The 15,616-nt window shown below is 36.9% G+C and carries 18 protein-coding genes; 1 reads left to right on the top strand and 17 read right to left on the bottom strand.

Annotated elements, in window-relative coordinates:
* From HMPREF3103_RS02420 to HMPREF3103_RS02385, 8 genes are all read right to left on the bottom strand, one after another.
* The gene (locus HMPREF3103_RS02420) at positions 1–1,272 is read right to left on the bottom strand and encodes a tetratricopeptide repeat protein (RefSeq protein ID WP_070437085.1); all 1,272 of its coding nucleotides are present in this window, start codon (positions 1,270–1,272) and stop codon (positions 1–3) included.
* A gap of 124 nt (positions 1,273–1,396) precedes the next feature.
* Positions 1,397–1,675 (bottom strand): HU family DNA-binding protein, encoded by a 279-nt coding sequence (locus HMPREF3103_RS02415; RefSeq protein WP_005605703.1) that lies wholly within the window; start codon positions 1,673–1,675, stop codon positions 1,397–1,399.
* 161 nt (positions 1,676–1,836) lie between these two features.
* The gene (der, locus tag HMPREF3103_RS02410; protein ID WP_049554467.1) at positions 1,837–3,150 is read right to left on the bottom strand and encodes a ribosome biogenesis GTPase Der; all 1,314 of its coding nucleotides are present in this window, start codon (positions 3,148–3,150) and stop codon (positions 1,837–1,839) included.
* Positions 3,151–3,234: 84 nt separating this feature from the next.
* Positions 3,235–4,428, bottom strand: a complete 1,194-nt coding sequence (rpsA, locus tag HMPREF3103_RS02405) for a 30S ribosomal protein S1 (protein WP_049554466.1) — start codon at positions 4,426–4,428, stop codon at positions 3,235–3,237.
* 130 nt (positions 4,429–4,558) lie between these two features.
* Positions 4,559–5,224, bottom strand: coding sequence for a (d)CMP kinase (gene cmk, locus HMPREF3103_RS02400; RefSeq protein ID WP_070437084.1), 666 nt, complete (start codon positions 5,222–5,224; stop codon positions 4,559–4,561).
* Between the two features lie 69 nt (positions 5,225–5,293).
* A complete protein-coding gene (locus tag HMPREF3103_RS02395) occupies positions 5,294–5,866 on the bottom strand; it encodes a LysM peptidoglycan-binding domain-containing protein (RefSeq protein WP_070437083.1) in 573 nt (190 codons plus the stop codon).
* A 135-nt stretch (positions 5,867–6,001) separates the two neighbouring features.
* A complete protein-coding gene (locus tag HMPREF3103_RS02390) occupies positions 6,002–7,375 on the bottom strand; it encodes a RecQ family ATP-dependent DNA helicase (protein ID WP_070437082.1) in 1,374 nt (457 codons plus the stop codon).
* Between the two features lies 1 nt (position 7,376).
* Positions 7,377–8,444: a helix-turn-helix domain-containing protein gene (locus HMPREF3103_RS02385; RefSeq protein WP_070437081.1), complete on the bottom strand. Its 1,068-nt coding sequence runs from the start codon at positions 8,442–8,444 to the stop codon at positions 7,377–7,379.
* Between HMPREF3103_RS02385 and HMPREF3103_RS02380 the strand changes: the two genes are divergently transcribed.
* Positions 8,443–8,697 (top strand): ferredoxin, encoded by a 255-nt coding sequence (locus HMPREF3103_RS02380; RefSeq protein WP_070437080.1) that lies wholly within the window; start codon positions 8,443–8,445, stop codon positions 8,695–8,697. The genes HMPREF3103_RS02385 and HMPREF3103_RS02380 overlap by 2 nt on opposite strands.
* A 64-nt stretch (positions 8,698–8,761) precedes the next feature.
* On the opposite strand, the gene HMPREF3103_RS02375 is transcribed toward HMPREF3103_RS02380, so the two are convergent.
* From HMPREF3103_RS02375 to HMPREF3103_RS02335, 9 genes are read right to left on the bottom strand one after another with little or no spacing between them, the layout of a single operon-like run.
* Positions 8,762–9,487 (bottom strand): pseudouridine synthase, encoded by a 726-nt coding sequence (locus HMPREF3103_RS02375; RefSeq protein ID WP_070437079.1) that lies wholly within the window; start codon positions 9,485–9,487, stop codon positions 8,762–8,764.
* An 8-nt stretch (positions 9,488–9,495) separates the two neighbouring features.
* Positions 9,496–10,116: an SMC-Scp complex subunit ScpB gene (gene scpB / locus HMPREF3103_RS02370; protein WP_048710093.1), complete on the bottom strand. Its 621-nt coding sequence runs from the start codon at positions 10,114–10,116 to the stop codon at positions 9,496–9,498.
* A complete protein-coding gene (locus tag HMPREF3103_RS02365) occupies positions 10,109–10,870 on the bottom strand; it encodes a segregation and condensation protein A (protein ID WP_049554459.1) in 762 nt (253 codons plus the stop codon). Before HMPREF3103_RS02365 ends, scpB begins: the two co-directional genes overlap by 8 nt.
* The gene (locus HMPREF3103_RS02360) at positions 10,858–11,235 is read right to left on the bottom strand and encodes a GNAT family N-acetyltransferase (RefSeq protein WP_049554458.1); all 378 of its coding nucleotides are present in this window, start codon (positions 11,233–11,235) and stop codon (positions 10,858–10,860) included. The genes HMPREF3103_RS02365 and HMPREF3103_RS02360 overlap by 13 nt, the downstream gene beginning before the upstream one ends.
* A 26-nt stretch (positions 11,236–11,261) precedes the next feature.
* Positions 11,262–12,077, bottom strand: a complete 816-nt coding sequence (locus tag HMPREF3103_RS02355; protein ID WP_049554457.1) for a purine-nucleoside phosphorylase — start codon at positions 12,075–12,077, stop codon at positions 11,262–11,264.
* A gap of 19 nt (positions 12,078–12,096) precedes the next feature.
* On the bottom strand, positions 12,097–13,266 hold the full coding sequence (gene deoB, locus HMPREF3103_RS02350; protein ID WP_148128790.1) for a phosphopentomutase: 1,170 nt from the start codon (positions 13,264–13,266) through the stop codon (positions 12,097–12,099).
* A gap of 23 nt (positions 13,267–13,289) precedes the next feature.
* The gene (xerD, locus tag HMPREF3103_RS02345) at positions 13,290–14,174 is read right to left on the bottom strand and encodes a site-specific tyrosine recombinase XerD (protein WP_070437077.1); all 885 of its coding nucleotides are present in this window, start codon (positions 14,172–14,174) and stop codon (positions 13,290–13,292) included.
* A gap of 3 nt (positions 14,175–14,177) precedes the next feature.
* On the bottom strand, positions 14,178–14,627 hold the full coding sequence (locus HMPREF3103_RS02340; RefSeq protein ID WP_070437076.1) for a Fur family transcriptional regulator: 450 nt from the start codon (positions 14,625–14,627) through the stop codon (positions 14,178–14,180).
* Positions 14,628–14,645: 18 nt separating this feature from the next.
* Entirely contained in the window at positions 14,646–15,509 is an 864-nt protein-coding gene (locus tag HMPREF3103_RS02335; RefSeq protein WP_070437075.1) for a CvfB family protein, read from the bottom strand.
* Positions 15,510–15,616: the final 107 nt, after the last annotated feature.

Raw genomic sequence — 15,616 nt, 5'->3', positions numbered from 1 at the left:
CTATTCTTCAAAAATAAATGAATAACGAATAAACTCTGGATTAAACGGATCTAATTTCAAAGCTTCTTGTAAAGCTACTTTTGCTTGTTCCTTTCTTCCTTCTTCAATCATAAATCGAATGTAATCTTCATAGAATTCTAAGGAACTTTCACCTGCTTCATAAGCTTTTTGATAGTTCGTAAATGCTTCACTGTACTCTTCCATTGCTTCATAAGTTTTCGCAAACAAGTAAAGAATAACAGCATCTTCTTTTGTTTCTAGGCTCTCTAGAAATGCAATACTTTCCTCATATTCTTCTTCCTCATTCAAAGCTTCAACATAGCTTGTCACATTGAGAATTGAATCATTATTTAAGTTTACGGCTTCTTTTAATTCAAGTAATCCTTCCTGTTGATTTCCTGTTGCAATTTCAATTTGTCCAAGAATACGATGTGCTTCATCGTTCAATTCATCAAAAGCAATCCATTTCTTAGCATAGGATTTTGCTTCCTCATCACGTTTTAAGATTAAGAGACATTGAATTACGTTTAGTGTCACTTCACTATTTTCAGGTTCACGTTCTAGAAGTTCCATATAGTACTCGAGAGATTTTTCGTAGTTGCCCTCAATAGACTCATACGAAGCCATTTGAGTGAGTAAATCACTTGATAGCCCGTCAATACTCTCTTCCCCAATAAATTGCTCTAAGGGCTCTTTATTTCCCATTCTCAAAGTTGCTTCAACGTACAATTCTTGTGCACGTTCTTCTTCCCCTGTTTCCTCAGTATTTTGTTTTAAGAAACGCTCTAAGAAAAAGGCACTACGTTCGAAACTACCCGCTTCAAATAATAATGTTCCTAAGTAGAAATCAATGATAGCTTCATCCGGTTCCAAATCTTTTGCTTTTAAGAGTTTTTTCTCTGCTAAATCAAAGTCCCCTTCTTCACGATATGCTTCTGATTGTACCACCAATACACTTGGATAGTCTGGATCTGTTTCTGGAATATCATACAGAATCGATAACGCTTGGTCTGTTTCACCTTCAGCAACTAAAATTTCAGCTAGTAAAATCGTCCAAATCGCTTCATCCGGTTCAACTTCTGTAAGTCGTAACAGAGCTCGTTTTGCTTCTTCATAGAACCCAATTGATACTGAATACGTCGCCAAATCTGCCATCTCCTGAAGATCTTTTTCTGGGTCAAAATGATCAAAAAATCGATGATAAGATTCATATACTTTTTCAATATCTTGTTCTTCTAAAGCTTGTTGTATGTCTTTAATTACTGTAGTCATAAATTCTCCTTGATATAATAAAAGCTATTAATAAATATGTATATAATAAAAAATGGCATTATATAGAGATATCTCTAATATAACACCATTTAAAACTTCTTGCTAAGAAAATAGTTCAATTGAATTATTTTTTAACTGCATCTTTAAGAGCTTTACCAGCTTTGAATGCTGGAACTTTAGAAGCTTTGATTTTAATTTCTTTACCTGTTTGAGGGTTACGTCCTTTACGAGCAGCGCGTTCGCGAACTTCAAAGTTACCAAATCCGATAACTTGAACTTTTTCACCTGCTTTTAAAGCCTCTTGAATTGTTTCGAATAAAGCTTCAACTGTTGCTGAAACATCTTTCTTTGTTAATTGCGTTTTTTTAGCAACGCGATCTACTAATTCTGCTTTGTTAGCCATTTTAGTTTCACCTCCATCAAATAAGAATTTCTATCAGATTTTGTTGAGTGGTCCAACTAATCTGGAAATCTAAATAGTTTTGATTTCTTCTAAAGTATAACATTCTAAGAGAATAGTTTCAATGGTTTATATCGTCTTTTATAAGATAGATATGATTTTTTTTACTTTCTTTGACGGGTAATCATATGGATTGGAGTCCCTTCAAAACCGAAAGCAGAACGAATTCTATTTTCTAAGAACCGCTCGTATGAAAAATGCATCAATTCTACATCGTTAACAAAAGTAACAAACGTAGGTGGTTGAATCGCTACTTGTGTCATATAGTAAATTTTCAATCTATTTCCTTTATCCGTTGGAGTTGGGTTCATGGCAATAGCATCCATCAATACATCGTTCAGAACTGAAGATGAAATTCGACGTGAACGAACTTCATGAATCTCTTTTAGGATTGGTGGGATTTTTGAGAGACGTTGTTTCGTTTTTGCAGATACAAAGATAATTGGAGCGTATGATAAATATAGGAATTCTTGACGAATCTTGTCCTCAAACTCTTTATACGTTGAATTATCTTTTTCAAGAGTATCCCATTTATTCACTAAAATAACGACACCTTTACCGGCTTCATGAGCGTATCCAGCAATCTTCTTATCTTGTTCTTGAATTCCTTCTTCGGCATTCAAGACCACACAAACAATATCGCTTCGTTCAATCGCTCTTAAGGCACGAAGAACACTATATTTTTCAGTGGATTCAAAGACACGACCTTTCTTACGAATACCGGCAGTATCAATCATTTTGAAGACAGTACCTTCTTCGTCTTCGAAAGTTGTATCGATGGCATCACGTGTCGTTCCTGCAACATTCGATACAATTACACGTTCTTCACCAAGCATCGCATTCACTAAACTCGATTTCCCTACGTTTGGACGTCCGATGAAACTAAACTTGATTACATCTTTATCCTCTTCGTCTCCTTTATCTTCAGGGAAAGCTTTAACAGCTGCATCTAATAAATCACCAAGACCTAAACCATGACTTCCTGAGATTGGAAATGGTTCGCCGAATCCTAACGCATAGAAATCAAAAATTTCTGAGCGTAATTCTGGGTTATCCACTTTGTTAACAGCAAGTAAAACTGGTTTATTTGTACGATAGAGTAATTTTGCAATGTGTTCGTCAGTCGTTGTCACGCCCTCTTTTACACTTGTAAGGAAGATAATCACATCTGCTTCTTCCATCGCAATCTCTGCTTGCATACGGATATTTGACATAAACGGTTCATCCGTAATATCAATTCCACCTGTATCAATAATATTAAATGAGTGACCTAACCACTCACCTTCAGAATAGATACGGTCACGAGTGACACCGGCAATATCTTCTACGATAGAGATACGTTCACCGACAATACGGTTAAAAATTGTAGACTTCCCAACATTTGGTCTTCCTACAACGGCAATAACTGGTGTTGACATACTATTCCTCCTTTTTCTCTAATTCTATCATAAAAATAGTCTGGAACCAGTCCAGACTATTTCCACTTAACTTTTATATGAATGTTATTCTTCAACTTTAAGTTCAGAAAGTTGATCACCTAAACGATCTGCTAAAGAGAATGAAACATCTTCTTCAGGTAATTCGTAGGTTTCTTCAACCACTTCTTCAACTTCTTCTTTTTCAGGTTTTGGAGCTTCTTGTAAAGCTTTAATACTTAAAGAAATACGTTGTTGTTCTGGATGAACTTCAAGAACTTTCACTTGAACCTCTTGACCTTCTTTAAGAACTTCGTGTGGTGTTGCAATATGTTGGTGAGCGATTTGAGAGATGTGAACTAACCCTTCTACTCCAGGGAATAATTCAACGAATGCTCCGAAAGTAGTTAGACGTTTTACTAAACCATCTAATACTGAACCAACTGCAGCACGTTCTTCAATGTTATCCCATGGTCCTGCTAATGTATCTTTGATTGATAATGATACACGTCCGCTTTCAGGATCTACAGAAATAACTTTTGCTTGAACTTCTTGGCCAACTTCTAATTTGTCGCTTGCTTTTGCAACATGTTCGTGAGAGATTTGTGAAATATGAACTAATCCGTCCACTCCACCTAAGTCGATAAACGCACCGAAGTTTGTTAATCGAGCAACTTTACCAGTCACTACAGAACCTTCTTGAATTGATTCAAATACAGCTGCACGCTTAGCTGCTTTTTCAGCTGCAACTAAGTTTTTACGTGATAAGATTAAACGATTTTCGCTTGGTTCGATTTCAACAATTTCAAAAGCTAATGTTTGGCCTTTGAATTGAGCTAAGTTATCAACATAGTGGTCTGATACCATAGAAGCTGGTACAAAAGCACGAACTCCTGCATCTACTACTAAACCACCTTTAACAGCATCCACAACTGGAGCTTCGATAATTTCTTTATTATCGAATTTAGCTTGAATTTCTTCCCAAACTTTACGTGCATCTACACGTTTTTTAGAAAGTAAGAAACTTCCATTTTCTTTATCTTTGATTTGTTTGATGACTACTAAATCAACGACATCTCCTACTGATAAAACGTCTTCTACACGTTCCACTGGTGATGTTGATAATTCATTGAAAGGAATAACCCCTTCCACGCCTCCACCGATAATTCCGACGATGGCTTGTTTATCTTGTAGAGTTAATACTTCACCTTGTACTAAATCTCCGATTTGAATATCTTTAACGATATCTAGCGCATCTTGCATTGTTTGTAATTCTGACATGTGACTTCCTCCTAGCGCGACAATTCATACGAACGCAAAGTTTACTTTTTGTGTAAAATCAAACTTTTTATCCATTTACAATCATACCACTAAATGAAAACGAATTCTAGTGTTTTTGTGTAAAATCTGGTTAATTCGTTAACTTTTCTTGGATAAGATTCGTGATTTTAGAAACAACTTCTTGAATTGATAGGCTTGTTGTATCGATTTCAATTGCATCATCCGCTTTTTTCAAAGGAGACTCTTTACGAGTGCTGTCTAAATAGTCACGGTGAGCAATTTCTTCTTCTAGTTTTTCAAGAGATAATTCGATACCCTTCTCTTGGTTTTCTTTGAATCGGCGCAATGCACGTTCTTTAACTGAAGCTACTAAGAAAATTTTCAATTCAGCATTTGGAAGTACTACAGTTCCAATATCCCGCCCATCCATAATAATGGAGTGATTTTCGGCAATTTCCCTTTGCATTTGAACAAGTTTTACTCTTACTGATTTAATCGCTGAAACTTCAGAGACATTTCTTGTGACTTCAAGATCACGAATTTCATGTGTAACATCTTCCCCATTTAAGAAAACGAGTTGACCTTCATCCGTATTTCTAAAACTAATCACTAAATTCTCTAATAAATCTTTGATTGCTTCAGCATCGTCTACTGCAATATTATTTCTTAGAAAAGCCAATGTTGTTGCACGATACATCGCACCCGTATCTAAATATAAAAAATTCGTTTCTTTAGCAATCATTTTTGAAATCGTACTTTTTCCAGATGAAGCTGGTCCATCAATTGCAACTTGCATTCTATTCTTCCTTTCAAAAAGAAAGTCTGAAACGTCTTGCGTCTCAGACTTCTAAAAATTAACTAATCATTATTGTTTAACTTTTAAAGTTGTTCCAGGAGCTATATTATCCCCTGATAAACCATTTATTTGTTTTAATGTGGCAACATCCATTCCGTGATTTACAGCAATACGGTATAAAGTATCTCCTTGTTTAACTACATATGTTCCGTAATTTCCATTTTGTTGCGCTGCTGTTGTAGGTGTTTGTTGTGTTGTTTCAGCCTGTCTAGGAGCAGTCGTAGTTGCTTCAGGAGCTGTTGTTGTTGCTTCTTGTTTTGTAGTTGGTGCAACTGTTGTTTCTGGTGCTACTGTCGTTGTTTCAACCGTTTTAGTAAGCATTACATCATCAGCAGTTCTAGGTTTCACTTGATTACTGCTATTAACAATCGAGAACCACCACATAAATAATACTGGTGCAACAATTACAATAAGGAACACAAATAATAACACATTTGATAATGGTGCTACTGCTTTCCCTCCAGAATTTCTTGCACTACGAGAAAATTGACGGTTTTTTAAGTTTTCATCTTCACCAAATTTTCTTTCCCATGGTTGTTCTTCATTTTTATTTAAGTCATCATTATTAAAGTTATCACTCATCAAAAATCCTCCTAATTTGACCCAATACAATCCTCAGTCAATTCACTAAACAATATAGCATATTTATGTGCTTAGGTGCAAACTTTTACTTTAGCTCTATTGTAGCATAAAATAATTAAAAATCACTCTATTTAATCAGAGATTAAATAATTTTTTAAAGCTCTCTTCAAAGGAATTTTTTGAATTTTCCACTTCATTCCACTTAGAAGTAATCTCCATTAAAAACAAATCAAGATGCCTACAACTACTACACTTCCCACACGAAACTTTCCTTTTTCCTCCGAAAAACTGAGCTAGATATTGTTCTTTGCACAAGGTTGTTGTTGCAAATTCTTCAATTCGCTCTACTTGCTTTAATTTACGCTCTCGTTGTTTTTTTATGAATAAACTCGTTTGATCATTATTCCAACGAAACGCATTCACTATCTCTTTGATATTTTGATGAAGTTCTGTCTCTTCCTCGGCACCTACTTCATAGGAGCGTTCAATCTTACGTCTCATTTGGGGAAAATCGTCTGAATGAACCAAGGCGATACAACGACTAAATTGTAAGTCTCTACCCGCACGACCAATCTGTTGCACATAATCTTCAAGTGTCTGTGGAAGTTGATAATGGATAATCGTACGAATATTCGACTGATTAATCCCCATTCCAAAAGCACTTGTCGCTAATAAAATATTGAGTTCGCCTCTAAGGAATTTTTGCTGAATCGTTTGACGGTCGCTACTTTGTCTCTTGGAGTGGAAAGTATCGATTTTTGTGAACCCTTCCTCCAAGAGTGATTCTTTTAATCCTTCAATCTCTTTGATTGTTGGTGCATACACGATACAAGGATATTCCACACGCTTCAACAATTCAGAAAGCATCTTACTACGAAGACCTTCAACCGAAATAACATCAATTTCACGATTCTTCAAGAAGGCATGTCCTTGGAAATAAGTCGTCTCCTTTTTATTTAATCCTAAAAATGTATAAATATCATGAATGACTTGAGTCGTCGCTGTCGCAGTTAGCGCTAACGTTCGAGGACTTCCTAAACTTTTTCTCATCTTACCAATAAATAGGTAATCGCTTCTAAAGTCATACCCCCACTGCGATATACAATGCGCCTCATCGACAACGAGTAATCCAATTTCAAGTCTTGATAATTGCTTAAAGAATCTGGGCGCTTGTAACATCTCTGGAGAAACAAAAATAAATTGATACTCCTTTAACGTACTTAAAATATAATTTTTCTCTGCTTCAGTCATAAGAGAAGTAATGGCCACTGCTTTATGAATCCCCATCTGTTTTAAACTAGAAACTTGATCAACCATTAAGGCAATCAGTGGCGAAACGATGACTACTCTGCATTTATCCTTTATTCCAATATATTGATAGATAAATGATTTTCCATTTCCTGTTGGTAAAATCGCAATCGCATCATGCCCTTCCTCAAGAGCGCTGATGACTTCCTGTTGTCCTTCTCTAAACGCATCATATCCGAATCGATTCAATATTGGATCCATGTCATTCACGCTCCTTTAAGGCTTTAATTTGATAGTATCTGAATAAGAAGAAATCCATTTTCTTCCCTTCTGCTTCAAATTGGTCTTTAGCTTCTTTATACCTAGGATATTGTCCATTTTCAAAGAGGGATTTATATGCCACGGAAGCTTTCGTTTCTTCAACACGTTCATATAATGCCTCTTTTTTAAGTAACACATACTTTAAGAGATGGTCGTTAATCGTGCTCTCTTTGAGTTTACGAAGACGCGCAATCTCCGTTCGTTTTAATCCTTTTTCAAATAGACGAACTGTTTCTTGAACGGAACTCGTTTCATGAGAAATCCATTCAACCATTTTAGAAAACCATCCATAAGCAATTGGAAAATTTTCAGGTTCCTCAAAGACATCGCTCACCCATTTCATTAAGACTAATCTTGAAAGTGGCTCACAATCTTCCACTCTTGTAAACTCCCATAATGAGATGAGATTTTCTTCAAGCACTGCTGTTGATTTAGCGCCAGTAAAGAGTCCGACCCAATGCCTTTTCACAGATTCATCTTGTTTATTGGCCCAAGCCTGGAATTCATCCACAACACAACTAAACCAAACTGGTGTAATGTTCTCTTTTTTTTCTTTATACCACCTCTTAAATAATTGCTGTAACCATACATTTTGAATTAAAGGACGATAGCTTGTTTCTTCGTAACGGTGATAACTAATCCATTCGACCCAAAGTCTTGTCACATCTCTTAATTGTGCAAACGAATATGGATGCATCAAATAATTGACAGCATGTCTTCCATTTGTCACAAGCGAAAATTCTGGAATCTCTTTCAGTAGCACTATGCCTGATTCATTTTCGCTAACTATTCCTTCACGGAAAAATCCATCTACTAATTGATGAAAGTACTCTTCTTTTAAATGAGGCAAGCTAGCAAAGAAGACTTCAGTTTTATCTTCTGTCACGCCAATTAAAGTCGACATGGTACGATTTCCCGTTAAAATACGATATAATCGATTTACAGGAACTACACCATACGACTTGATTGCATGTAATATCCAAATTTGATAAAAGGAGTACTGACTCATGGATAAAAAATCCTCTCTTTCAAAAATTTATACAAAAGTTGATTGCGACTCATGTATCGCCTGTGGAATCTGTCAACTACGTGCTCCTGAAATCTTCGAGTACGATGCGGAAGGGATTGCCTTTGTAATACAAGACAACAATACCGGAACAGTTCCACTACCAGAAGATACGCTGGAAAAGTTCAAAGATGCTTATACAGCCTGTCCAACTGGTGCCATTAAACGAAAAAACAGACCCTTTACAGAAGAATAAATAAACAAAACGGACTCACAACAGTATGAGTCCGTTTTTCTTTGTATGACTCCCTAATAGAAATCTATTTTTCGTCTAAAACGAGCTTTCTTAGTTTCTGTACTTCAAATGAGCGTAATTCACGATAGTCTCCAGGGCGTAAGTTTTCTAACGTTAAAAATCCAAACTCTTCACGTTTTAATTTCATAACAGGTAATTCCACTGCTTCAAACATACGCTTCACTTGATGATTCCATCCTTCGTGAATCGTTAAAGCGACAATCCCTGTTCCTTTATCTGTATCAACTGATAAAATTTGAGCTATTGCGTTTGACGTTTTCTTCCCATCTAAGACGATTCCACGTTCCAATTGACGCATTTGTCTTGGCGTTGGAACACCTTTAACCTTGGCGATATATTTTTTCTCCACGTGATGCTTTGGATGCGTCATTAAGTTCGAAAACTCTCCGTCATTTGTTAATAAAAGAAGCCCTGTTGTATCATAGTCTAAACGGCCTACCGGATACACGCGTTGCTCTACATCTTTAAAATAATCCGTCACAACGGTTCTTCCTTTATCATCACTCGCACTTGAAAGCACACCTTTTGGTTTATAAAACATAAAGTACACAGGTTCTTCTTTATAAATTGGAATCCCGTCTACTTCAATTTTATCATTGGCACCTACTTTAAATCCAAGTTCTCTGACGATTTCACCGTTGACCTTCACACGGCCTTCTTGAATAAATGCCTCACATTTTCTGCGGGATGCCACACCAGCGTGTGCCATTACTTTTTGTAATCTTTCCACAAAAAAACCTACTCTTTCTCTTCTTCTACTTCATGATGTTCTTTAGAGCGCATTTCCAGCTCTTCAAATAAATCATGATTATCTCTAAATAATTGGTTCGCTTCTTCAGAGTCTAAATCGAATAAATCAGATGCATCTGGCAGTGCATCGAGCGATTCTAATCCAAAGTAATCCATGAAATAAGCTGTTGTCTTATACAATTTTGGACGACCAGGCGTCTCTAATCTTCCAGCCTCTTCGATTAAATCTCTTAGTAATAGTTTTTGAATCGAACCACTGCTTTGAACGCCACGAATCGATTCAATATCCACACGTGTGACAGGCTGCTTATACGCGATAATCGCTAACGTTTCTAAAGAGGCTTGAGACAATTGAGAAGAATATGGAGAAACCGCATATTTTTCGATATAGGATTTTAAACTAGCCTTTGTCACAAGTTTATAATGAGAAGCTGTGAGAAGAAGTTCTAGGCCACTATTTTCGTCCTCTAAGCGTTTCTTTAATTCATCTAGCAACTGACGAACCGCACTTCTTTCGAGTTCTAAAATATAGCTTGCTTCTTCTAATGTAATCCCATCATCTCCAGCAACAAATAGTAAGCCTTCTAATACTGAAATGTAATTAGTCACTCTCTTTCTCCTTTTCTTGTCTTTTCTCAATCAAAATATCCTCGTATGGAGAACTTTGAATAAAACGTACACGATGTTCACGAACGAGCTGTAACATCGCTAAAAATGTTGTTGTGATCGCATGTCTGTTGAACGCTGGGAAACATTCCTCGAATGGAACTTGTTTCTTATCTGTATGCTCGATTTTTGAAATAATCGAATCCATCAATTCCTCAACTGTATGCGTTTCATGTTGAATATTGGCCTTTAGCGGCATCTTAGCAATATTCTTACGCGCTAATTTCTTTAACGCATTCCATAAATCTTGAGTCGTCACTTCTCCTTCTTTTAAAGGAATAATTTCTTGCATAGAAGACAAGTCACTTGCTTCTTTCCCGAAGTGTAACCCCCTTAGGAAAGAAAGCTCCTCTAGCTTTTTGGCATTTTCTTTAATTTGTTGATATTCCAATAGTTGTTGGACTAGCTGATTACGAGGATCTTCTACGATTAGCTCCCCGTCTTCATCCAACTCTTCTAATTTTGGTTTTGGAAGAAGCATTCTTGCTTTGATTTCTAATAAGGTTGATGCCATTACTAAATATTCAGCTGCCACTTCCAACTCCAAAGTTTTCATAGAATGAATGAAGTTCAAATATTGCTTCGTTAATTCATTCATCGGAATATCGTAAATATCGATTTTCATCTCACGAATCAGATGCAAGAGGACATCCATCGGTCCTTCGTATTCAGCTACTTTAATTGTTAAATCTTCCATGGTTCCTCACTTACACGATGTTTATTCCATTTTGCGAGAATCACACTCGTCTCAATTGTTCCACTCAATACTTTATCTTCCATCTTTGCTAAATCTTCTAACATTTGGAATGTAATATTTTCCCCACGAAACGAAGGTGACACCGATAAGTATTTAATGATAACCGTGTCTGTTGTGCTTTCTCCTCCAATCAATCCAATAAAATTCTCACTGTCACTTTCTTTAAAAAGCCAGCATTTAATCGATGGATTCGTCGCGATTTCTTCAATTTCCTCTTGCAATCGTTTAAAGTCCTTGAATTCTGGGATATAGGATAATAATCCCATCACAATTTTTTTATTCGTTGCTGAATAAGGTACTAACAAATTCATTCCTCCTCGAGGTTCGTCTCTTAATATAAAACTAACACTTTACGAACCAATGATTTGAACACTTCTTTAACGCGTTGTGTTGTTTTTACCACTTCTTCGTGGTTTAAGTTTGCTTGCATTCCTGCAGCTAAATTTGTGATACATGAAATCCCAATCACCTTGATACCAGCATGGTTAGCTACGATAACTTCAGGAACTGTTGACATTCCTACCGCGTCCCCACCTACTGCTTGAGTGAAGCGGATTTCTGCTGGTGTTTCGTATGTTGGTCCAGAGTATCCCATGTATACTCCTTCTTTGATATTGATGTTTAATTCTTTAGCCGCTTTACGAACCACTTCTTGTCCGTATTCGTGGTAAGCATGGCTCATATCAGGGAAACGAGGTCCAAAGCGGTCATCGTTTGGTCCGATTAATGGGTTTGTACCAGTGTAGTTAATTTGATCTGTAATAATCATTAAGTCCCCTGGTTCAAATGTTGGGTTTGCACCACCAGCTGAGTTTGTAACGATAATTGTTGCAACATCTAATAATTTCATTAAACGAATTGGGAACGTTACTGTTTCCATATCGTAACCTTCATAGTAGTGGAAACGTCCATCCATGATAAGAACTTGTTTGCCTTCTAATTCACCGTATACAAGACGGCCAGCATGACCGACTACAGTTGATACTGGGAAGTTTGGAATATCTTTATAGTCAAAGATTAATGGGTTCTTCACTTCTCCAGCAAGTTCACCAAGCCCGGATCCTAAAATCATTCCGAAATCAATGTGACCAATGCCTTTTTCTTGTAAAAACGTTTTTGTTTCGACTAATTGTTCGTATTTGCTCATGTTGTTCCCTCTTTCTCTATTAGTTTAATTCTTTTAAGAAGCTTGTTCCGTTACCAGTTGATGCTACCCCAAAGTTTTCGCTGATTGTTTCTGCGATATCGCTGAAGTGCCCTTCTGGTAAGTGTGTTGGGTGTTTCAATGATTTGCTGATGGCTAACACAGGAATGTACTCACGAGTGTGGTCAGTTCCTTTGAATGTTGGATCGTTTCCGTGGTCAGCAGTGATAATGAGTAAATCATCTTCTTTCATGTTTTCTACGATTTCTGGAATACGAGCATCAAATGCTTCAAGCGCTTCACCGTATCCTTTTGTATTACGACGGTGTCCATAAACCGCGTCAAAGTCCACTAAGTTTAAGAAACTCATACCAGTGAAGTCTTTCTTCAATACTTCAACAAGTTTATCTACGCCATCCATGTTGTCTTTTGTACGAACGAATTCAGTGATTCCTTGTCCGTTAAAGATATCGTTAATTTTACCAATTGCAATGACATCAAAGCCATCTTTCTTCAAGAAGTCTAATGTTGTTTCGCCAAATGGGCTTAACGCATAGTCATGTCGGTTTGAAGTTCTTTGGAAGTTTCCAGGTTCACCTACATATGGACGTGCAATAATACGACCAATCATGTATGGATCGTCTTTTGTAATTTCACGTGCATATTCGCAAATACGATATAACTCTTCTAGCGGAATAATGTCTTCATGAGCAGCAATTTGCATTACTGGGTCAGCAGAAGTATAAACGATTAAATCGCCTGTTTCCATTTGGTGTTTACCGTAGTCATCAATAACCGCTGTTCCACTGTATGGTAAGTTACATACGATTCCTCTTCCTGAGAACTCAGAAATACGGTCTAATAATTCTTGTGGGAAACCATTAGGGAAAACACGGAAAGGAGTTTTAATATTTAAGCCCATTAATTCCCAGTGACCTGTCATTGTATCTTTACCAACAGAAACTTCTTCAAGTTTCGTATAGCTTCCTTCTGGATGTTCTACTGGTGGAACTGTTTTTAAAGGAGCGATATTCCCTAAACCATAACGTTGCATATTTGGCACATTTAGGCCTACAGTTTCTGAAATATGGCCTAAAGTATGTGAACCTGCATCATCAAATTTTGCAGCATCGGGTGCTTCTCCAATACCTACAGAGTCCATTACAATGACATGTATTCTTTTAAATTTCATAGATTCCATCTCCATTTTCTTTATTACGAACGAGGATGTGCTTGTTTGTAAATTTCCTTCATTCGTTCGTTTGTAATATGTGTATAAATTTGTGTCGTACTAATATCCGAGTGTCCGAGTAATTCTTGCACGATTCGAAGGTCGGCACCCGCTTCTAAAATATGTGTTGCAAAGGAATGGCGCAATGTATGCGGGCTCACTTCCTTTGTAATCATGGCTGTCTGGACAATCTTCTTTAAATTCTTCCAGAAACCTTGACGTGTAAACGGTCCACCTCTGTGATTCAAGAACAAGACATTCGATAACTTCTTCTCGTCTTCTAAAGCAGGCCGTGCATACTCTAAATAGTTTTGAATCCAGTTGGTTGCTTCTTGTCCAATCGGGATAATGCGTTGTTTATTCCCTTTCCCAATCGTTTGTAGGAATCCAAGCTCTAAATGTAAATCACTCAGTTCAATACTGATCAGTTCGCTTACACGCATCCCTGTTGCATATAAGAGTTCGAGCATCGCCTTATCTCTTAAGCCTAGAACCGTTGAGGTATCTGGTACCTCAAGCAACCGGTTCACTTCATCGATACTCAGCGCTTTTGGCAACTGCTTCTTCGGTTTTGGCGGATGAATTTGCTGTGTTGGGTCTCGCTCTACCATTCGCTCTTGCACGAGAAACTGGAAGAACTTCTTCAAGCAACTAATCATGCGACTTGTTGAACTAACAGCATATTCGTCTTTTTTTAATTTCTGTAGAAATAGTACCATTGTCGTATGGTCCACATCTTGAAGACGTGTCACCTTCTGTTCTTCTAAAAACTGAGAAAACTTCTCTAAGTCTCGTTTATAGCTGGAAACCGTATTATCGGATAAGCCTTGAACAGCAATACTATCCAGAAAGTAGTGTAATTCTTTCATCTTCTACCCTTCCTTTTGCTGGCAATTTTTGCAAATTCCATGGAAAGTCAGCCGATGATCCAACACCTGAAAATGAAACTGCTCTAACACTTTCTGTTCCACATCAATGAGAAGGTCCTCTTCCACCTCTTGAATTTGACCACATTTAACACATAATAAATGATGGGCAAAATGTCTGCTAACAGACTGCTTCAAGTGATAGCGACCAATACCATCATCAAATATATTTCTGGTAACTACCTCTAAATCCGTTAAAATTTCTAATGTTCGATAAACTGTTGCTAATCCAATATCTGGATATTTTTCTTTTACAAACATATAAATTTCTTCAGCTGTCAATAGTTCATTTAAATGTTCCAGAAGAATCTCAACTGTTGCCTGTCTTTGCAGGGTTAGTTTGAATCCTTCTTCTTGTAACTTCTTTTGAATCCCTTCAATAGAAATAGATGACAAGCGACTCGCCTCCACTCATTATTCTTCAATCAGATGAATAAATCCTTCTTCTTGTGTAATTCGTTTTGCTTTTAACAAGTTTCCAATGGCACGTTTAAATTGTCCTTTACTAATTCCAAAAATCTCTTTTATGACTTTAGGATCACTTTTATCCCAATATGGAAGTGTATGCGTTGGTCGATTCTTCAGCATCGCAATAATCATTTCCGCATCATCTCCAATAGCTTCATGTGCTCTAGGTCTCATTGATACATTAAGGACTCCATCAGGTCGTAAGCCAATCACACGAACAGAAATTTCTTCACCAAGTGTTGGTTCATACAATCGTTCTGAAGGATGCAAGAACAATTTATATCCTTCTGGCGTCATAATGGTAGTCCCAACCAGGCGCACTTGTGTCACAATTCCAGTTAAATCTTTATTCAACAGCCCTTTGTGACCACGAATCACTTTATCATTAAGTGCGTTTCCATCCCCCATCGTTGCCCATGTACGATCTTTTTTATCTTTTATCAATGTTACATATAAACGATTATTTTTCTTTGGCCATAACTCTTTCATACTTGGAAGTTCATCCAATGAAACTACCATATCTTTATCTTCTAAACCAATATCTACAAATACGCCTAAGTCTTTTCTGACTTGTGTCACACTTGCCCATCCATAACTTTCATTTGTTACTTCAGGAATATTCAGAGTAAAGACTTTTTTACGAGAAGAATTCTCATATAAGAATCCCGTTACAACATCACCAATTTTGAGTGATTCTGTAGCTTCGTTCTTTTTTAGACGAAATGTTTCTCCACTCTTTTGCACAAAAAAGTACTTTTCGTTTTCATCCGTGATAATGGCTTGAACAACAGTCGATAATTCACTTGTCATAACAAACCTCCTTCTTTTTACATTTGTCCTTTTATTTTACCACAAAATAGGGCTTACAGTCATTTTTATCCTGTAAATTGGGCCTTTTTCTTAAAGGATACGCATGA

The sequence above is a fragment of the Granulicatella sp. HMSC30F09 genome (assembly GCF_001806915.1).
GTDB lineage: Bacteria > Bacillota > Bacilli > Lactobacillales > Aerococcaceae > Granulicatella > Granulicatella adiacens.
Note: the sequence above shows the minus strand (reverse complement) of the source record. Positions and strands in the feature narration are given on the sequence as shown.

What these genes read in the sequence shown, in the direction of transcription:
- HMPREF3103_RS02420 (WP_070437085.1), bottom strand. Translation starts at nt 1,272, where the DNA reads ATGACTACAGTAATTAAAGACATACAACAAGCTTTAGAAGAACAAGAT.
- HMPREF3103_RS02415 (WP_005605703.1), bottom strand. Translation starts at nt 1,675, where the DNA reads ATGGCTAACAAAGCAGAATTAGTAGATCGCGTTGCTAAAAAAACGCAA.
- der (WP_049554467.1), bottom strand. Translation starts at nt 3,150, where the DNA reads ATGTCAACACCAGTTATTGCCGTTGTAGGAAGACCAAATGTTGGGAAG.
- rpsA (WP_049554466.1), bottom strand. Translation starts at nt 4,428, where the DNA reads ATGTCAGAATTACAAACAATGCAAGATGCGCTAGATATCGTTAAAGAT.
- cmk (WP_070437084.1), bottom strand. Translation starts at nt 5,224, where the DNA reads ATGCAAGTTGCAATTGATGGACCAGCTTCATCTGGAAAAAGTACGATT.
- HMPREF3103_RS02395 (WP_070437083.1), bottom strand. Translation starts at nt 5,866, where the DNA reads ATGAGTGATAACTTTAATAATGATGACTTAAATAAAAATGAAGAACAA.
- HMPREF3103_RS02390 (WP_070437082.1), bottom strand. Translation starts at nt 7,375, where the DNA reads ATGGATCCAATATTGAATCGATTCGGATATGATGCGTTTAGAGAAGGA.
- HMPREF3103_RS02380 (WP_070437080.1), top strand. Translation starts at nt 8,443, where the DNA reads ATGGATAAAAAATCCTCTCTTTCAAAAATTTATACAAAAGTTGATTGC.
- HMPREF3103_RS02385 (WP_070437081.1), bottom strand. Translation starts at nt 8,444, where the DNA reads ATGAGTCAGTACTCCTTTTATCAAATTTGGATATTACATGCAATCAAG.
- HMPREF3103_RS02365 (WP_049554459.1), bottom strand. Translation starts at nt 10,870, where the DNA reads ATGGAAGATTTAACAATTAAAGTAGCTGAATACGAAGGACCGATGGAT.
- HMPREF3103_RS02355 (WP_049554457.1), bottom strand. Translation starts at nt 12,077, where the DNA reads ATGAGCAAATACGAACAATTAGTCGAAACAAAAACGTTTTTACAAGAA.
- deoB (WP_148128790.1), bottom strand. Translation starts at nt 13,266, where the DNA reads ATGAAATTTAAAAGAATACATGTCATTGTAATGGACTCTGTAGGTATT.
- xerD (WP_070437077.1), bottom strand. Translation starts at nt 14,174, where the DNA reads ATGAAAGAATTACACTACTTTCTGGATAGTATTGCTGTTCAAGGCTTA.
- HMPREF3103_RS02335 (WP_070437075.1), bottom strand. Translation starts at nt 15,509, where the DNA reads ATGACAAGTGAATTATCGACTGTTGTTCAAGCCATTATCACGGATGAA.